Origin of the sequence: Ancylobacter dichloromethanicus (genome assembly GCF_018390645.1) — a bacterium.
GTDB lineage: Bacteria > Pseudomonadota > Alphaproteobacteria > Rhizobiales > Xanthobacteraceae > Ancylobacter > Ancylobacter dichloromethanicus.
In genome coordinates this window covers 55,866-73,349 of record NZ_JAHBGC010000005.1, presented here as the reverse complement: position 1 = coordinate 73,349, position 17,484 = coordinate 55,866, and the positions used below count along the sequence as shown (strand labels likewise).

Below are 17,484 nucleotides of genomic sequence, written 5' to 3'. Positions count from 1 at the left end.
TCGGCGTCACATGCGCGTCATCGTTTGGGGCACCTTGAAGACCGCGCCCCAAATGTGGTCCAACCAAGCTGATCGTCTATCCGTGCCTGCGGACAGGACCACGGGGGTCCGTTCCCGCGAGAAGAGAGAAAGCGCCATGCCCTCCAAGCTCGACCAATTGCGTGCCATGACCGTCGTCGTCTCCGATACCGGCGACATCGAAACGGTGCGTCGGCTGAAGCCGCAGGACTGCACGACCAACCCGACGCTGCTGCTCAAGGCTGCGGAGATGCCGGCCTATGCGCCGCTGGTGGACGAAGTCATCGACTGGGGCCGCCGGCAGGGCGGGGCCTCCGAGGCCGTCGTCGCCGCGACCTGCGACCGGCTGGCGCTGAACTTCGGCGCCGAGCTGTCGAAGATCGTGCCCGGCCGCGTCTCCACCGAGGTGGATGCCGACCTCTCCTTCGACACCCAGGCGAGCCTCGCCAAGGCGCGTTCCTTCATCGCCTCCTATGAGGCGCGCGGCGTCGGGCGCGACCGCATCCTCATCAAGCTGGCCTCGACCTGGGAAGGCATCCGGGCCGCCGAAGTGCTCCAGAAGGAAGGCATCGACTGCAACCTCACCCTCCTGTTCTCGCTCGCCCAGGCGGCGGCAGGGGCGGATGCCGGCGCCTTCCTGATCTCGCCCTTCGTCGGGCGCATCCTCGACTGGCATGTGAGCGCGGGCGAAGGCCCGTTCACCGCCGAAACCGACCCCGGCGTCGTCTCGGTGCGGCAGATCTACGCCTATTACAAGAAGCACGGCATCCCGACCGTGGTGATGGGCGCCTCGTTCCGCAACACCGGCGAGATCGAGGCGCTGGCGGGCTGCGACCGGCTGACCATCGGCCCCTCGCTGCTCGACCAGCTCGCCGCCGACGAGGGCGTGCTGGAGCGCAAGCTCGACCCCGCCAACACCGAGGGCGCGCCGGATCGGCTGCATCTCGACGAGAAGGCGTTCCGCTTCGCCATGAACGAGGACCAGATGGCGACGGAAAAGCTCTCCGACGGCATCCGGCACTTCGTGAAGGACCTGCGCACCCTGCGCGGCCTGGTCGCCAAGCGGCTGGAAGGCGCGCAGGCCGCCTGATCCGGCTGCACCTACAGGCTGCAGGACCGGCTGCTTCATCAAGCTGCGGGATTGCGGTCGCCACGAGGAGGAGGGCTCCCCTCCTCCTCCGTTTCCGGCGGTTTCCTCTCCATGCCCGTGCCCGATCTCGGCTTTGCCCTTGCCGCCGGCCTGGCGGCTTTGTTCGTGGGCATGGGCAAGGGCGGCGTGCCGATGATCGGCAGCCTCGCCGTGCCCACCCTGGCGCTGTTCATCTCGCCGATCACCGCCGCCGGCCTGCTGCTGCCGGTCTATGTGGTCAGCGACATGTTCGGGGTGTGGGCCTATCGGCGCGAATTCTCCGGCCGTAACCTCGCCATCCTCATTCCCGCCGCCACCATCGGCATCGGCATCGGCTGGGCCACCGCCTCGATCGTGACCGATGCGATGGTGATGCTGATCGTCGGGATGATCGGCCTCGCCTTCTGCCTCATCCGCTGGCTCGGCCGGGCCGGGCGGGTGGCGCGGCCCGCCGACCTGCCGCGCGGCCTGTTCTGGGGCGCGGTGTCGGGCTTCACCAGCTTCGTCAGCCATGGCGGGGCGCCGCCGTTCCAGATGTATGTGGTGCCGCAGAAACTGCCGAAGATGGTCTATGCCGGCACCACCACGCTGACCTTCGCCGCCATCAACGCGCTCAAGCTCATCCCCTATGCGGCGCTCGGCCAGCTCAACCCGGCCAATCTGACGATCACGGCACTGCTGATGCCGGTGGCGGTGGCGGCGACCTTCGTCGGCGTCTGGCTCACCCGGCGGCTGCCCGAGGCGCTGTTCTACCGGCTGGTGATGGGTGCGCTGCTGCTGGTCTCGCTGAAGCTCACCTGGGACGGCGCGGCGGGAATGATCGGGTCCTAGAGCCCCTTGCCGAACGGTGGTTCGGCAAGGGGCTCCCGCTTGTCGCTTTGGCGCCTTTTCTTCACGCCAACCGGTCTTCACGTCGATCTCCCCTTCGCTCGAAAATACTCCGGCGTTCATTCCTCCACCGGCCGCGCCATCGCCGCCGCGCACCAGAAACCCAGCGCGAGAGTCGAGGCGAGGGCGATCACCGCCATCAGCACCGCGTCATAGGAGCCCGTGGCGGTCCACAGCATGGCCATGCCGGCCGGCGCCAGCGCCCGGGAGAAGGTCGCCGGCATCGCCAGCGCGCCGTTCACCGCACCATAGGCGCGCCGGGTCAGCAGTTCCGGCACCACCAGCCCGCGCACGATGGTGATGATGCCATTGACCGCGCCATAGCCGAGGGCGATCAGCGCCACGAAGGCGAAATCCGGCGGAATCAGCTCCAGCGCCAGGAAGGCGAGCGGGAACACCGCGACGATGACCGAGCCGACCACCCGCACCGGCGCGCGCGGCGCCAGCACGGAGACAAGGACGCGCCCGGCGACCTGCGCCGGCCCGATCAGCGCGATGGCGCTCACCACCGTCGCGGTGTCGAAGCCGCGCTCGACCAGCAGCGGGTACATGTGGAAGGTGAAGCCGGAGAACATCGCGGAATAGGCGGTGAAGGCCACGGCCAGCGCCCAGAACACCGGCTGCCGGATCACCGCGCCGATGACCGAGCGCGGCGCGGCTATCACATGGCCACGCGGCGCCGGCCGGTCGCGCGCGGCATTCACGGCGAGGAAGTTCATCGTCGCGCAGACGAGGATGTTCACCGCGCCGAGCACCAGCAACGTGTCGCGCCAGCCGACCGTGTCGAGCAGCAGCTGGATCAGCGGAATGAACACGGTGGAGGAGAAGCCGCCCCACAAAGTGAGCGCGGTGATGCCGGCGCGCGCCCGCAGCGGCCCGGCCCGCCGGGCGACGACGGCGAAGGCCGGCTCGTACAGCGTCGCCGCCTGCACCGCGCCGATGCCGGCCACGGCGACATAGAACAGGCCGAGGCTCTCCACCTGCGCCCACAGCACCAGCAGGGCGCCGGCCAGCAGCGAGGCGCCGGCCATCACCGCCCGCCCATGGCCGCGGTCGATGGCGGCGCCGACCGGATAGGTGAGCACGCCGGCCAGGGCGAGGCCGAGCGTGGCGGCGCCATAGAGCTCGTCCTTCGACCAGCCGAGGTCGGCGCCCATCGCCTGCGCGATCTGCGGGAAGCTGTAATAGAGGCTGCCCCACGAACAGAGCTGCGCCACGCCGAGCCCGAGCACGAACGGGCTGCGCCCGTCCGGCGGCGCGCCCGGTTCGTCCTCGGGCTCCAGGGCGGAAGGGGAAAGGACGCTCACCACAGGCGCACCCGGCAGCAGCTCGCCCGCAGGAGGTTCACGCGCGCGGCGCCGGCCCGAGCAGGGAACCGACGAGGTTGACCCAGTAGCTGGCCCCCACCGGCAGCAGCGCGTCGTTGAAGTCGTAGGCGGCGTTGTGCAGGTTCGGCCCCGGGCCGCTGGCGAGGCACAGATAGGCGCCGGGCACCGCCTCCAGCATGTAGGCGAAATCCTCCGCCGCCATGATGCGTTCGAAATCGGCATCGACCTGATCGCCCACCGTGGCCTGCGCCGCCGCCAGCGCGTGGTCGAACTGTTCCGCGTGATTGACCAGCGAGGGATAGCGCCGGTCGTAGCGGAGGGTGGCGGTCGCGCCCTGCGCCGCGCAGACGCCCTCGACGATGGCGCGGAAGCGCTGCTCGGCGAGATCGCGCACCTCGCGGGAGAAGGTGCGCACCGTGCCGCGCAGCACCACCTCGTCGGGAATGACGTTCCAGGTGTCGCCGCCATGGATCTGGGTGACGGTGACCACCGCCGCTTCCTGCGGGTTCACCGAGCGCGAGACGATGGACTGCAGCTGGGCGACGACATGGGCGGCGGCGAGCACCGGGTCGATGCCGCGCTGGGGCATGGCGGCATGGGCGCCGCGCCCGGTCACCTTGACCTCGAAGATGTCGAAGGCGGCGAACATGGCGCCGGGCCGGCCGAGAAAGGTGCCGAAGGGCGCGTTCGGCCAGTTGTGCAGGCCATAGACCGCCTGCATCGGAAACAGGTCGAACAGGCCCTCGTCGACCATGACCTTGCCGCCGCCCTCATTCTCCTCGGCGGGCTGGAAGATGAAATGCACCGTGCCGGCGAAATCGGGATTGTCGCTGAGATGCCGGGCGGCGGCGAGCAGCATGGTCATGTGCCCGTCATGGCCGCAGGCGTGCATCTTGCCGGGCGTGTCGGAGCGCCAGGGCAGGTTGGTCGCCTCGTCGATGTCGAGCGCGTCCATGTCGGCGCGCAGGCCGATGGCGGGGCCGGCGCCGCGATTGCCCTTCAGCGTCGCCACCAGCCCGGTGCCGGCGAGGCCGCGACGCACCGGCAGGCCGAAGCTCTCCAGCTTTTCGGCGACGAAGGCCGAGGTGCGATGCTCCTCGAAGGCGGTCTCGGGCATGGCGTGCAGGGCGCGGCGCCATCCCGCCAGCTCGTCCGCCTGCGCCGCGAGGGCGGGCAAGGTGCCGGGGGTGGAGCCATCGCGGGGGGTGTGCTGCACGGTCGTCATCCCTCTGCTGGAACCGGCCGAGGCGCCGTGTCCGATCCGCGTATTAGGCATCGGCTTCAGGACGAGGCAAGCGCGCCGACGGCAGGGGCACCCCCTCGTTCCCGCATGGGTGGCGCCGCGCCGGAAGACACGCCGCCTCCGCCGATGTGAACGGCGCCGCGCCTGCCGTTGGGTTATTCAGGAGCGGCGAAACGAAAAATCGCGAAGGGGGCGGGATGAAAGAGCGGCACGGCTCCGTATACGGATCATGAAGCGCGACGACACCTCCTTCGACGTGCCGGCCCAGCTCGGCGTGATGCGGCGCTATGCGCGCGCGCTGACACGCGACGACGTCGAGGCCGAGGACCTCGTGCACGACGCGCTGGTGCGCGCCTATGAGCGGCGCGGCAGCTTTGATGCCGACCGCGCCGCGCCCGGCAACGCCGCGCGCGGCTCGGGCCAGCCAGGTTCGGGGCTGCGCGGCTGGCTGCTCTCGGTATTGCACAACGTGTTCGTCGACCGCCGCCGCTCGCGGGCCGCCGAGGCCCGGCGCGAGGCCGACAGCCTCGACCTCGCGGAGACCAGCGCCGCCCCGGCGCAGGAGCACCGGCTGCGGCTCGCCGAGGTGCGCGAGGCCTTCATGGCGCTGCCGGAGGAGCAGCGCGCGGTGCTGCACCTCGTCGCCATAGAGGGGCTCGGCTATGCCGAGGCCGCGGCGACGCTGGGCATTCCGCAGGGCACGCTGATGTCCCGCCTGTCGCGCGCCCGCGCCACGCTGCGGGCGATGGAGGACGGCAGCGCGGCGGACGCCCCGAAACGCCTGCGCATTGTAGGAGGCACGGATGAACCGTCCCGTTGACCCCGTCTCCGACGACGACCTGCAGGCCTATGTCGACGACCAGCTCAGCGTGGCGCGGCGCATCGACGTCGAGGCCTATCTCAGCGCCAACCCGGCCGCCGCCTCGCGGGTGATGGGCGACCTGCGCATCCGCGACGAATTGCGCCTGGCTCTCGCCGAGACGCCCCGCTCCGCCTCGACCGCGGCGGCCCGGCTGGCGACGGTGGAAGCGGCGCGGCGGCTGCAGGGCGCGCTCGCGCGGGCCCGCTGGAGCCGCCGGTTCCGCGTCGCCGCCACGGTGGCGCTGCTGCTCGGCGCCGGCTGGATCGCCAACGCGCAGTTCGGCCATCTGGGCGTGAGCCGCGTCGTCGCCTCGGGGCTTCCCCCGGCCTATCTGGAGGACGCCGTGCGCGCCCACCGCACCGCGCTCGTACGCGCCGACATGCCCTCGCAGCCGGGGTCGAATCGCTACGACCCGGCGGAAATCCTCTCCGCCACCGCCATTGTCATGCCGGTTTTGCCGGAGGGCTGGAAGGTGGAGGACGTGCAGGTGTTTCCCTCCACCTTCGGCCCGAGCGTGGAAATGACCGTCGAGGCCGGGGAGATCGGCACCGCCTCGCTGTTCGCGGTGCGGCCCGGCGGGTTCGACGTCGTGCCGGCGACCAGCGTGCCGCAGGACGAGCTTACCGCCGCCTACTGGCAGGTCGGCGAGGTGGCCTATGCGCTGGTCGCCCATACCGGCGATGCAGCCGATTCGCGTGATCTCGACCGGGCGGCCGCGCGCCTTGCCCGGACGCTCTACTGAACTCACATGCTCGCCATCAGGAGACTGACATGAACACGCCGAATTCCGGCTTCCAGTGGTCCCGCACCGCCTCCGTCGACCAGGCCGTCTATGATGAGGGCCTGCGCCGCCACATGCTGCGGGTCTACAACTACATGGCGCTCGGTCTGGTGCTGACCGGCGCGGTGGCCTTCATCGTCGGCACCACGCCGGCGCTCTACGTGCCGATCTTCTCCACCCCGCTGAAATGGGTGGTGATGCTGGCGCCGCTGGCCTTCGTGCTGTTCTTCTCGTTCCGCATGCAGTCGATGTCGGGCAGCGCGGCGCAGACCATGTTCTGGGCCTTCTGCGCGGTGATGGGCCTGTCCATGGCCTCGATCTTCCTGGTGTTCACCGGCACCTCGATCGCGCGCACCTTCTTCATCGCCGCCACCATGTTCGGCGCCACCAGCCTCTACGGCTACACCACCAAGCGCGACCTCTCGCAGTTCGGCTCGTTCCTGATCATGGGCCTGATCGGCGTGGTGATCGCCAGCGTGGTCAACATCTTCCTCGGCTCGACGATGCTGCAGTTCATCGTCTCGGTGGTCGGCATCCTCGTCTTCGTCGGCCTGACCGCCTGGGACACCCAGTCGATCAAGGAACAGTACGCCGACCATTTCGACGCCGAATCGCAGCAGAAGCTGGCCGTGTTCGGCGCCTTCTCGCTCTATCTCAACTTCGTCAACATCTTCCAGCTGCTGCTGAATTTCACCGGCGAGCGGGAGTGAGGCGGACAACCGCCAAGGGAACCCAGCCATGAACGACCAGGACCGCCAGGCCATTGACGGCCTCTTCGGCAAGCTCGCCGAGGCCGAGCGCCAGTCCGGACCGCGCGACGCCGAGGCGGAGGGCTTCATCGCCCAGCGCATCGCCCAGCAGCCGGCCGCGCCCTACCTGATGGCGCAGACCATCGTGATGCAGGACTACGCCCTGCAGCAGGCGCAGGCCCGCATCGAGGCGCTGGAACAGCAGACGCAGCAGGCGGCCGCCGCGCGGCCGGCCGGCGGTGGACTGTTCGGCGGCCTGTTCGGCTCCGGCGAGCCGGTCCGCCGCAGCCCGGTGCCCTCGATGCCGCGCCCCGGCACGGCCGCCGGCGCGAACCCGGGGATACCCGACGACGCGCCACCGGCGTGGCGCTCGGGCGCGGTGCAAGGCGGCCAGCCCGGCCAGCCGATGGGCGCGCCCGGCGCGCCGCAGCAGGGCGGCTTCGGGCGTCCGGGCTTCGGTGGTGGCGGTGGCGGCTTCCTGGCCGGTGCCGCGCAGACCGCGATGGGCGTGGCCGGCGGCGTGCTGCTCGGCAGCGCCATCGGCAGCATGTTCGGCGGCGGCGAGGCCAAGGCGGCCGAGGCAGCACCCGCCGAGACCGCTGCCGAGACCCCTGCCGAAGAGCCGGCGGCGGCTGATGAGCCGACCGATGCCGGCGGCGATGATGGCGGCTTCTTCGGCGGTGGCGACTGGTTCGGCGGCGGCGAGGAGTTCTGACCGCCGGCGGCGGCGCGTCCCGAACGCTCCTGCCGCGGGCGCGCCCACTGCGTTTCACTTCCCCCCGCCGGCCGCGGCCGGCGGCGGGCACTTCCCAACTCCAGCAGGCCGGCCCCTCACCGGCCTGTTCTTTTTTGCTCCATTTTCGCCCGCGCGAAGCGGGTCGCGGGCTACACCCGCAGGCCGTTCTCCCCGGCATAGTCCTTCAGCCGGCGCTCCGGGCGGGCGCCGATATGACTGATGATCTCGGCCGCGCAGAGCGCGCCCAGCCTCAGGCATTCCTCAGCGCCGAAGCCGCTGGCGAAACCGTGGAGATAGCCGGCGGCGAACAGGTCCCCGGCGCCGGTGGTGTCCACCACCTTCGGCACCGCGAAAGCCGGGACGGCAACCAACTCGCTCCCCGAGGCGGCCAGCGCGCCCTTTTCGCTGCGGGTGACGACGGCGTGCCGCGCCTCCTGCCGCAGCCGGGCCAGGGCGGCGTCGAAATCGGTCTCGTAGAGCGACATCAGCTCCGCCTCGTTGGCGAAGACGAGGTCGACCGTTCCCTCGCGCAGCAGCGTGAGGAACTCGGCCCGGTAGCGCCCGACGCAGAAGGCGTCGGAAAGCGTCAGCGCCACGGTGCGCCCGGCCTTGTGGGCGATGCCGGCGGCCTTGAGGAAGGCCTCCTTGGCCGGCGGCGGGTCCCACAGATAGCCTTCGAGATAGGTGACCTTGGCGCCCGCCACCATCGCCTCGTCGACATCGGCGGGGGAAAGGTCCTGCGCCGCGCCGAGATAGGTGTTCATGGTGCGCTCGCCGTCGGGCGTCACCAGGATGAGGCAGCGGGCGGTGGCCGGGCCGGCGCTTGCGGCCGAGGTCGCGAAGGCGACGCCGGCGGCGCGGATGTCGTGGGCGAAGATGCCACCCAGCTCGTCGTCGCGCACCTTGCCGATGAAGCCGGCACGCCCGCCCAGCGCGGCGATGCCGACCATGGTGTTGGCGGCCGAGCCGCCGGAAATCTCCACCCCCGGCCCCATCGCCTCATAGACCGCCTCGGCGCGCGCCTCGTCGATCAGCGTCATGCCGCTCTTGCGCATGCCATGCCGGTCGAGGAAGGCGTCCTCGGTGCGGGAAATCACGTCGACGATGGCATTGCCGAAGCCGATCACATCGAGCTGGGAAGCGGTCATGGACGGCGTTTCTCCGAAAGGGTTCGTCCTGGGGAAGGCGGGCTTTGGAAGCGGGGTCGGGAAGGCGGGTTTCGCGGTAGCAGAAGGGCGCCCCGCCCGCAACGCCGGCGCGCTCCCCGCCGTCTTCATCGCCGGACCCGGCCCGGGCGCCCGGCCACGCCGCGCAGGCCGGCCGAAGCCTGATTGGCGGGGTCGTGCCCGGCCATCCGCAGATACCGGCCTGCCGGGAAGGGCGGCCCGGCTCCAACCGCCTTTCCCTTCCCTCGCCGGCCGACTATTGCTGGCGCATGGCCCTGCTCCGCCACGCCTCCACCGTCGCCCTGCTGACGCTCGCCTCGCGCGGGCTCGGCTTTGCGCGCGATGCCGGGGTGGCGGCGCTGTTCGGCACCGGTGTGGTCGCGGACGCCTCGGTGGCCGGGCTCGCCTTGCCGCAGATCGCCCGGCGCCTGCTCGGCGAGGGCGCGCTCAACGCCGCGCTGCTGCCGGGGCTGGCGCGGGCGCCGGCGGGTGAGCCACGCCGCGCCCTTGCCGGAGCGGCGCTGGTGCTGTTCGCGCTGGCCGGGCTCGCGCTCGCGGCGCTTCTTTTCGCCTTCATGCCGCTGGTGGTGGCGGTGCTGGCGCCGGGCTTTGCCGGCGACGGCGCCCGGGCGGAGGGCGCGGTGCTGGCCGGGCGGCTCACCGTGGTGTGCCTGCCGCTCGCTTTGCTCGCCGGGGTGTTCGCCGCCTTCGCCAATGCGGGCGGCCGCTTCGCCCGGCCCGCCTTCGCCCCGGCCGCCGCCAATGTGGCGGTGATCGCGCTGCTCGTGATGCTCTGGCTTGCCGGCGCCCACACGATGAGTTCGTCCGCGGCGCTGGCCTGGCTGGCGGCCGGCGCGGTGGCGGGGGCGCTGACCCAGTTCGTGCTGAATCGGGCCGCCGTGCCGCGCGGCTTCTTCCGTCTGCCGGCCACTCGGGCCGAACTCCGGGCGGCGCTGCCGGTGCTGACCGGGGCGGCGACGCCGCTGCTGGCGGCCGCCCTGCCGCAGCTGCGCTTTCTCATCGCGGCGGCGGCGGCCTCGGGCATTGGCGGCGGGGTCGCGGCGCTGTTCTACGCCACCCGCCTGGTCGAGCTGCCGCTCGGCCTGGTCGGCGCCAGCGCCGGGGCGGTGCTGCTGCCGGCGCTGGCGGCGGATGGCGACGCGCCCGCGCGGCAGGGAGAGGCCGGCGCGGGCAGGTTGGGGGCGGGCGTCGTGGGCGCTAGCGACCTGGGTGCCGGCGGCATCATGGCGGCGCTGGCGCTCTCGCTGCCGGCGGCGCTCGGCCTTGCCGTGCTCGCCCATCCCATCGTGGTGGTGCTGTTCGAGCGCGGTGCCTTCGACCCCGCCGCCAGCGCCCTCACCGCCAGCGCCCTCGCCTTGCTGGCGTTGACCCTGCCGGCGCAGGCGCTGGAAAAGGTGCTGATCACCATCGCCTTCGCCCGCGGCCTGTCCCGCCTCGTCACCCTCGCCAGCCTGGCGGCGCTGCCGCTGGGCGCGCTGGTCGGCTTCCTCGCCGTCGGGCCGCTCGGCATGGCGGGGCCGGCGCTCGGCGTGCTGGCCTCCAGCCTCGCGGCGCTCGTCGCGCTCACCGCCGGCCTTGTCCGCCGGCGGCTGATCGTGCTGCCGGCCGCCTCCCGCCGCCGGCTCGGCCGGCTGGTCGTCGCCGCGCTGGCCATGGCGGCGGCGGTGACGCTGGCGCGGCAGGGGCTGGAGGGCGCCCTCGCGCAGGGCGGGCTGACCGCCGCCGGCGTGCTGGCCGGCCTCGTGGCGCTGGGGGCGGGCGTCTATGCCAGCGCGGCGCTGGCGCTCGGCGGCCTCGACATTGCCGGCCTGCGCGCGGGCTGGCGCAAATAGCGCGCTGCCGCTGCCCCTGAAGAAGCTTGCTCCCGAAGAAGCTTGCCCCTGAAGTTCATGCGTGCCATAGCGCCCCCGCCCCGGGGCGACGTCCCGCGGCACGGCAGGGCGCAGACCACAGGACGTCCCGACATGGAATTCAAGCCGCTCGTGTTTTCCGGCGTCCAGCCGACCGGAAACCTGCATCTCGGCAATTATCTCGGCGCCATCCAGCGCTTCGTGGCGCTGCAGGAGAGCCATGACTGCCTTTATTGCGTGGTCGACATGCACGCCATCACGGTGTGGCAGGACCCGGCCGACCTGAAGCGGCAGATCCGCGAGGTCACCGCCGCCTTCGTCGCCGCCGGCATCGACCCGACCAAGCACATCGTGTTCAACCAGAGCCAGGTCTCCGGCCATGCCGAACTGGCCTGGGTGTTCAACTGCGTGGCGCGCCTCGGCTGGCTCAACCGCATGACCCAGTTCAAGGAAAAGGCCGGCAAGGACCGCGAGAACGCCTCCGTAGGCCTCTACGCCTATCCCAGCCTGATGGCCGCCGACATCCTGCTCTACCGCGCCACCCACGTGCCGGTGGGCGAGGACCAGAAGCAGCATCTGGAGCTGACCCGCGACATCGCGCAGAAGTTCAACAACGACTTCGCCCCCTCCATCGCCGCCAACGGGCTCGGCGAGGCCTTCTTCCCGCTGCCCGAGCCGCTGATCGGCGGGCCGGCGGCGCGGGTGATGAGCCTGCGCGACGGGGCGAAGAAGATGTCGAAGTCGGACCCCTCCGATCTCTCGCGCATCAACCTGACCGACGATGCCGACCTCATCGCCTCGAAGATCCGCAAGGCCAAGACCGACCCCGAGCCGCTGCCGTCCGAGGCCGAGGGGCTGAAGGGGCGGCCGGAGGCGGAGAATCTCGTCGGCATCTATGCCGCGCTCGGCGAACTGCCGAAGGAGGAGGTGCTGCGCCAGTTCGGCGGCGGCCAGTTCTCCACCTTCAAGGCGGCGCTGGTCGACCTCGCCGTGGCCAGGCTCGGGCCGATCGGCGCCGAGATGCAGCGGCTGATGGCCGAACCGGACCATATCGACGCCATCCTGCGCGACGGCGCGGCGCGCGCCCGCGTGCTGGCCGACGCCACCATGGCCAATGTCCGCGACATCGTCGGCTTCGTGCGCTAGCCTTCCCCGGTCAGAACCGCCCGGGGAAAGCCCATGCCGCGCCAGCGCCAGAGCCACCAGCCCGGCCACCGCCGCAAATTCCTCGTCCTCGCCGACGACACGCCGGAATGCGACCGCGCGCTGTATTACGCGGCGCGGCGGGCGGCGCGCACCGGCGGCGGGGTGGTGCTGCTCAGCGTGCTGGCGCTGGAGGACGCGCCGAGCCAGTGGCTCGGCGTCGCCGACCTGATGCGGGCGGAGGCGACCGACAAGGCCGACGCCCGGCTCGACCTGCTGGCCGCCCGCGCCCAGGGCATCGCCGGCCTCGACCCGGAACGGGTGGTGCGCGAGGGCGGCATCGCCGAGCAGATCCACAGGATCGTCGAGGAGGACGAGGACATCGCCATCCTCGTGCTCGCCGCCGGCACCGGCAAGGAGGGTCCGGGGCCGCTCATCGCCTCGCTGGCGAAGGGCGGGTGGGCCGGCCTGCCGGTTCCCGTGACCATCGTGCCCGGCACGCTCTCCGACGCCGAGATCGACGCGCTGGCGTGAGGTCCCCGCCGGCCGGAGCGCCAGCGCCTCTTCCCCCGCGCCACCGGAGAGCTTATCTAAAGTGGAAATTCCCCCCGTCGCCGCGGCCTTGAACCGTGGTTGGCAAGGAGACCGACATGTTCATCCAGACCGAAGCCACCCCCAATCCCGCCACGCTGAAGTTCCTGCCCGGACGCTCGGTGCTGGGCGACGGCACCTTCGAGGCGCGCGACGCCGACGAGGCGGCCCGCTCGCCGCTCGCCGTGCGCCTGTTCGAGGTGCCGGGCGTCACCGGCGTGTTCTTCGGCTCCGATTTCGTCACCGTGACCAAGCAGCAGGGCGAGTGGGCGCATCTCAAGCCGGCCATTCTCGGCGCCATCATGGAGCATTTCGTCTCCGGCCAGCCGATCCTGCCGGCGGACCACGCCCACACCGCCGACGACGCTTTCTTCGAGGAGAAGGATGCCGGCGTGGTCGACACCATCCGCGAACTGATCGACACCAGGGTGCGCCCGGCGGTGGCCAATGACGGCGGCGACATCACCTTCCGCGGCTACAAGGACGGCGTGGTGTTCCTCGCCATGAAGGGTTCCTGCGCGGGCTGCCCGTCCTCCACCGCGACGCTGAAGAACGGCATCGAGAACCTGCTGCGCCACTTCGTGCCCGACGTGGTCGAGGTCCGCCCGGTCTGAACAGCCCCGCCTGACCAGCCCGGCCGGGCCCGCCCGCCGGGCGCCCGCTTTCCAACCGGCCGCGCCCGTGCGCATGGTGCGCGCATGACCGGGTTCGTCCATGCTGATTCTCGCTTATGCTGATCCTCGCCATCGACACCGCGCTTGAGGCCTGCTCGGCGGCGCTGCACGACATGGACACCGACCGCACACGGGCGGTGGAGCACATCGTCATGGCGCGCGGCCATGCCGAGGCGCTGATCCCCATGGTGGAGCGGGTGCTGGCCGCCGCCGGCGCCGATTTCGGCGAGATCGACGCCTTCGCGGTCACCGTCGGCCCCGGCAGCTTCACCGGGCTGCGGGTCGGCATTTCCGCCGCGCGCGGCTTCGGCCTCGCCACCGGCAAGCCGGTGATCGGCCTGCCGACCCTGACCGTGCTGGCCGCGCCGCTGCTGGCGCGCGACGACAATGTGCCGGTGGCCGCCGCCATCGACGCCCGCCACGGCAATGTCTACCTGCAGATGATCGGCCCCGCCGGCCGGATACTGGTCAGCCCCCGGGCGATGGCGGTGAAGGATGCCGCCCGCTCGGTCGCCAACGGGCCGGTGCGGCTGGTCGGCTCCGGCGCCGGCCTCATCGCCGATGCCTGGCCGATGGGCGCGCAGCCGCCCGCCGAGGTGCGGGCCACCGCGACGCCGGACCCGGTCTGGCTCGCCCGCATCGCCAGCGTCGCCGACCCCGACCGCTCCGAACCGAAGCCGCTCTATCTGCGCGACGCCGACGCCACGCCGCAGACCGGCGGCCGGATCGCCCGTCGGTGAGCGGGCTGCCGGCATGGCTGGGATGGCTGACGGGCAGGGCGCGCCGGCGCGAGGTCGCGCTGCGGGCCATGCGCGCCAGCGACGCCGACGCGCTGGCGCGCATCCACGCCCAGTCCTTCCGCCTCGGCTGGGACGCGGCCGAGTTCGAGCGGCTCATCGCCAACCGGCTGAGCCGCGGCCTCGTCGCCACCGACGCCCCCGGCGGCGCCCCGGTCGGCTTCATCCTGCTGAGCGGGGTGACGCCGGAGATGGAGATCCTCTCCGTTGCGGTCGATGACGGCCGCCGCGGCGAGGGCATCGGCGCCCGGCTGGTGGAGGCCGCCTTCGGCACGCTGGCGGCGGAAGGCATCCGCACGGTGTTCCTGGAGGTGGAGGACGGCAACCTCGCCGCCTTGCGGCTGTATGCCCGCACCGGCTTCCGCGAAATCGGCCGCCGTCCGGGCTATTATCGCGACCGCGCCGGCGCGCCGGTCGCGGCGCTGACCATGCGGCGCGACATCGCCTGAGCGAACCCATTGCCCTCGCCCGCCGTGCTGCGCCATAAGGCGGGACGGACGCGGACAAGGTGAACCGTGCGGGCTGCCTTGCGGGCCGAAAGAAACAGGCCGAGGAATGAACGACAAGCCGACCCTGATCGAGGAAGCCTGCGTCACGCTGGGCCTGCGGATGACGGACCAGCGGCGCGTCATCGCCCGCATCATCGCCGATGCGCAGGATCATCCCGACGTCGAGGAACTGCACCGGCGCGCCGTGGCGGTGGACGACCGCATCTCCATCTCCACCGTCTACCGCACGGTGAAGCTGTTCGAGGATGCCGGCATCATCGAGCGGCATGATTTTCGCGACGGGCGTTCGCGCTACGAGCCGGTGCCGGACGAGCACCACGACCACCTGATCGACCTGCGCACCGGCCATGTGGTGGAGTTCCGTTCCGAGGAGATCGAGCGGCTGCAGGAGGAGATCGCCCGCAAGCTCGGCTATCGCCTGGTCGGCCATCGGCTGGAACTCTACGGCGTGCCGCTCGACGCCCCCAGGACGCAGGCGGTGTCCAAGCCTTCCGATTCGTCCAAGAAGGATTGAGGCCGTGCGGGCGTGGCTGGTGATCGTGCCGGTCGTGCTGGTGACGCTCGTCGGGCTGCCGTTCCAGTGGCTTTCGGTGGCGCTCGGGCTGCCGACCCGGCGCACCATCCCCATGCTCTATCACCGCATCGTGCTGGCGCTGGTCGGCGTGCGGGTGCGGGCGGTCGGCGCGCCGGCACCGGCGCGGCCCCTGCTGCTGGTCGCCAACCATTCGTCCTGGCTGGACATTCCGGTGCTCGGCTCACGCCTGCCTTTGTGCTTCGTCGCCAAGAGCGAGGTCGCGCGCTGGCCCGGCATCGGGCTGCTGGCGCGGCTGCAGCGCACCATCTTCGTCGACCGCACCTCGCGCACCGCCACCGGCCGGGTGGCGGGCGAGATGGCGGCGCGGATGGGCGACGGCGACCCGGTGGTGCTGTTCGCCGAGGGCACGTCCAGCGACGGCAACCGGGTGCTGCCGTTCCGCTCGGCGCTGATCGGCGCCGCCCGGCAGAGCCTGGGCGACGAGGACGGGTCGGCGGCGACCATCCAGCCGCTCGCCATCGCCTATGTCGGCCTGTCCGGCCTGCCGCTCGGGCGGGCCGGGCGGCCGCGCCTCGCCTGGTATGGCGACATGGACCTCGCCCCGCATCTGATGGAGGTGCTGCGGCGCGGCGGCGTCGAGGTCGAGCTGCGCTTCGGCGCGCCGCTGGCGGCGGGCGGGCGCAAGGTGGCGGCGCAGGAGGCCGAAAAATCGGTCCGCACGATGCTGGCGCAGGCGCTGACCGGCCGCCCCGGCTGAAGCAACGTTGCGGAAATTCACGGTTTTGCGCCCCTCCCGCCGGCCCCGGCGCATTTCCTTTTGGCGGGAATCCCGCTACACAGGGGCATAGGCGTTAATCGTGGAGACGTAGACGATCTCGACCTGCGCGATACCGAGGTGGGAACGAGCGGCGATGGACGAGGGCGCCTTGCGAGAGCGCGTCCGCCGCGCCTCGGGGCTTCCATCCCAATGCGCCGCCGGACCCTGCGAGGGCGCGCGGCACGGGTCGATCGACACGCAATGAGTGAACCGCGCAAGCTTTACGTCCGTTCCTTCGGCTGCCAGATGAACGTCTATGACGCCCAGCGCATGACGGACACGCTGGCCCAGGAGGGCTATGTCGAGACCGACAGCCCCGACGACGCCGATCTCGTCATCCTCAACACCTGCCATATCCGCGAGAAGGCCGGCGAGAAGGTCTATTCGGAACTCGGCCGCCTGCGGAAGGCGCAGGAGGAGGCCGGCCGCCGGCAGATGGTGGCCGTCGCCGGCTGTGTCGCGCAGGCGGAAGGCGCGGAAATCCTCAAGCGCGCCCGCAGCGTCGACCTCGTGGTCGGCCCGCAGAGCTACCACAAGCTGCCCGAGCTGATCGCCGCCGCCGAGCGGCGCGGCGGCAACCGGCCCGCCGGCATCGTCGAGACCGAGTTCCCGGTCGAGGACAAGTTCGATTTCCTGCCCCCGCCGACCCGCGCCGCCATCGCCAGGCGCGGCCCCACCGCCTTTGTGACGGTGCAGGAAGGCTGCGACAAGTTCTGCACCTTCTGCGTCGTGCCCTATACGCGCGGCGCCGAGGTGTCGCGCCCGCTCCCCAAGATCCTCGACGAGGTGAGCCGCCTCGCCGATGGCGGGGTGCGCGAGGTCACGCTGATCGGCCAGAACGTCAACGCCTATCACGGGCTCGACGCCGCCGGCCGCACGGCGAACCTGACCGAACTGGTGCGCGCCATCGCCGAGGTGCCCGGCATCGCCCGGGTGCGCTACACCACCAGCCATCCGCGCGACATGGACGACGAACTGATCGCCGCCCATCGCGAGATTCCCGCGCTGATGCCCTATCTGCACCTGCCGGTGCAGTCCGGCTCCAACCGCATCCTCGCCGCCATGAACCGCAGGCACGACCGCGAGCTGTTCCTCGACATCGTCGCCCGGGTGCGCGCGGCGCGGCCGGACATCGCCTTTTCCTCCGATTTCATCGTCGGCTTTCCCGGCGAGAGCGACGCCGATTTCGCCGACACGATGGAGCTGGTGGAAAAGGTCGGCTTCGCCTCCTCGTTCTCGTTCAAATATTCCTCCCGCCCCGGCACCCCGGCGGCCGGCATGGGCGAGCAGGTTCCCGAGGCGGTGAAGTCCGAGCGCATCCATGCGCTGCAGGCGCTGCTCGACCGGCAGAAGGCAGCGTTCGACGCCGCCTGCCGCGGCCGGCGCTTCGACATACTGATCGAGAAGCCGGGCCGCTTCCCGGGCCAGCTCATCGGCCGCTCGCCCTATCTCCAGTCCGTCGTCGTCGAGGGCCCGCAGGAGGCGATCGGCACGCTGGCGGAGGTCGAGGTGCGCGAGGTCAGCACCAAGAGTCTTTCGGGCGACATACGCGGCGGGGAATTCTTCATGAGGAACCCGGCGCGGGAATCGCGTTTCATCGGGCAGAGCGAGAAGCTGGAGGCGTGAGCGTGCGTCGACCTGGAACCG

Annotated in this window: 18 protein-coding genes; 15 read left to right on the top strand and 3 right to left on the bottom strand. The window is 71.4% G+C overall.

Annotation, left to right across the window (positions count from 1 at the left end):
* Positions 1-136 precede the first annotated feature (136 nt).
* Together tal and KHC23_RS02805 are read left to right on the top strand one after the other, a co-directional pair.
* On the top strand, positions 137-1,108 hold the full coding sequence (tal, locus tag KHC23_RS02810) for a transaldolase (protein WP_213369281.1): 972 nt from the start codon (positions 137-139) through the stop codon (positions 1,106-1,108).
* 111 nt (positions 1,109-1,219) lie between these two features.
* Positions 1,220-1,978 (top strand): sulfite exporter TauE/SafE family protein, encoded by a 759-nt coding sequence (locus tag KHC23_RS02805; protein ID WP_213369279.1) that lies wholly within the window; start codon positions 1,220-1,222, stop codon positions 1,976-1,978.
* A gap of 116 nt (positions 1,979-2,094) precedes the next feature.
* Here KHC23_RS02805 and KHC23_RS02800 read toward each other — a convergent pair whose 3' ends face one another.
* A complete protein-coding gene (locus KHC23_RS02800) occupies positions 2,095-3,342 on the bottom strand; it encodes an MFS transporter (protein WP_271188637.1) in 1,248 nt (415 codons plus the stop codon).
* Between the two features lie 37 nt (positions 3,343-3,379).
* A complete protein-coding gene (locus KHC23_RS02795; RefSeq protein ID WP_271188636.1) occupies positions 3,380-4,579 on the bottom strand; it encodes a M20 aminoacylase family protein in 1,200 nt (399 codons plus the stop codon).
* Positions 4,580-4,835: 256 nt separating this feature from the next.
* Here KHC23_RS02795 and KHC23_RS02790 point away from each other — a divergent pair, with 256 nt between their 5' ends.
* From KHC23_RS02790 to KHC23_RS02775, 4 genes are read left to right on the top strand one after another with little or no spacing between them, the layout of a single operon-like run.
* On the top strand, positions 4,836-5,426 hold the full coding sequence (locus tag KHC23_RS02790) for a sigma-70 family RNA polymerase sigma factor (RefSeq protein WP_213369275.1): 591 nt from the start codon (positions 4,836-4,838) through the stop codon (positions 5,424-5,426).
* Complete coding sequence (locus tag KHC23_RS02785) at positions 5,410-6,210, top strand: anti-sigma factor family protein (protein ID WP_213369273.1); 801 nt, start codon at positions 5,410-5,412, stop codon at positions 6,208-6,210. Before KHC23_RS02790 ends, KHC23_RS02785 begins: the two co-directional genes overlap by 17 nt.
* A gap of 29 nt (positions 6,211-6,239) precedes the next feature.
* The gene (locus KHC23_RS02780; protein WP_213369271.1) at positions 6,240-6,959 is read left to right on the top strand and encodes a Bax inhibitor-1/YccA family protein; all 720 of its coding nucleotides are present in this window, start codon (positions 6,240-6,242) and stop codon (positions 6,957-6,959) included.
* Between the two features lie 28 nt (positions 6,960-6,987).
* On the top strand, positions 6,988-7,713 hold the full coding sequence (locus KHC23_RS02775) for a DUF2076 domain-containing protein (RefSeq protein ID WP_213369270.1): 726 nt from the start codon (positions 6,988-6,990) through the stop codon (positions 7,711-7,713).
* Between the two features lie 170 nt (positions 7,714-7,883).
* Here KHC23_RS02775 and KHC23_RS02770 read toward each other — a convergent pair whose 3' ends face one another.
* Positions 7,884-8,882: an adenosine kinase gene (locus KHC23_RS02770; RefSeq protein WP_213369268.1), complete on the bottom strand. Its 999-nt coding sequence runs from the start codon at positions 8,880-8,882 to the stop codon at positions 7,884-7,886.
* Between the two features lie 194 nt (positions 8,883-9,076).
* Here KHC23_RS02770 and KHC23_RS02765 point away from each other — a divergent pair, with 194 nt between their 5' ends.
* The 9 genes from KHC23_RS02765 to miaB all read left to right on the top strand — a co-directional run bounded on the left by KHC23_RS02765 (position 9,077) and on the right by miaB (position 17,463).
* Entirely contained in the window at positions 9,077-10,753 is a 1,677-nt protein-coding gene (locus KHC23_RS02765) for a lipid II flippase MurJ (RefSeq protein ID WP_271188635.1), read from the top strand.
* Between the two features lie 132 nt (positions 10,754-10,885).
* Positions 10,886-11,917, top strand: a complete 1,032-nt coding sequence (gene trpS, locus KHC23_RS02760; protein WP_213369266.1) for a tryptophan--tRNA ligase — start codon at positions 10,886-10,888, stop codon at positions 11,915-11,917.
* Between the two features lie 33 nt (positions 11,918-11,950).
* A complete protein-coding gene (locus tag KHC23_RS02755) occupies positions 11,951-12,448 on the top strand; it encodes a universal stress protein (RefSeq protein ID WP_213369264.1) in 498 nt (165 codons plus the stop codon).
* A gap of 116 nt (positions 12,449-12,564) precedes the next feature.
* Positions 12,565-13,119, top strand: a complete 555-nt coding sequence (locus KHC23_RS02750; protein WP_213369262.1) for a NifU family protein — start codon at positions 12,565-12,567, stop codon at positions 13,117-13,119.
* Positions 13,120-13,235: 116 nt separating this feature from the next.
* Entirely contained in the window at positions 13,236-13,919 is a 684-nt protein-coding gene (tsaB, locus tag KHC23_RS02745) for a tRNA (adenosine(37)-N6)-threonylcarbamoyltransferase complex dimerization subunit type 1 TsaB (protein WP_213369260.1), read from the top strand.
* Entirely contained in the window at positions 13,916-14,425 is a 510-nt protein-coding gene (locus tag KHC23_RS02740) for a GNAT family N-acetyltransferase (RefSeq protein ID WP_213369253.1), read from the top strand. The genes tsaB and KHC23_RS02740 overlap by 4 nt, the downstream gene beginning before the upstream one ends.
* A gap of 106 nt (positions 14,426-14,531) precedes the next feature.
* Positions 14,532-14,999: a Fur family transcriptional regulator gene (locus KHC23_RS02735; protein WP_213369252.1), complete on the top strand. Its 468-nt coding sequence runs from the start codon at positions 14,532-14,534 to the stop codon at positions 14,997-14,999.
* Positions 15,000-15,003: 4 nt separating this feature from the next.
* Positions 15,004-15,777, top strand: coding sequence for a lyso-ornithine lipid O-acyltransferase (gene olsA, locus KHC23_RS02730; protein ID WP_213369250.1), 774 nt, complete (start codon positions 15,004-15,006; stop codon positions 15,775-15,777).
* Between the two features lie 261 nt (positions 15,778-16,038).
* Positions 16,039-17,463 (top strand): tRNA (N6-isopentenyl adenosine(37)-C2)-methylthiotransferase MiaB, encoded by a 1,425-nt coding sequence (gene miaB / locus KHC23_RS02725; protein ID WP_213369248.1) that lies wholly within the window; start codon positions 16,039-16,041, stop codon positions 17,461-17,463.
* The last annotated feature ends 21 nt before the right edge of the window (positions 17,464-17,484 follow it).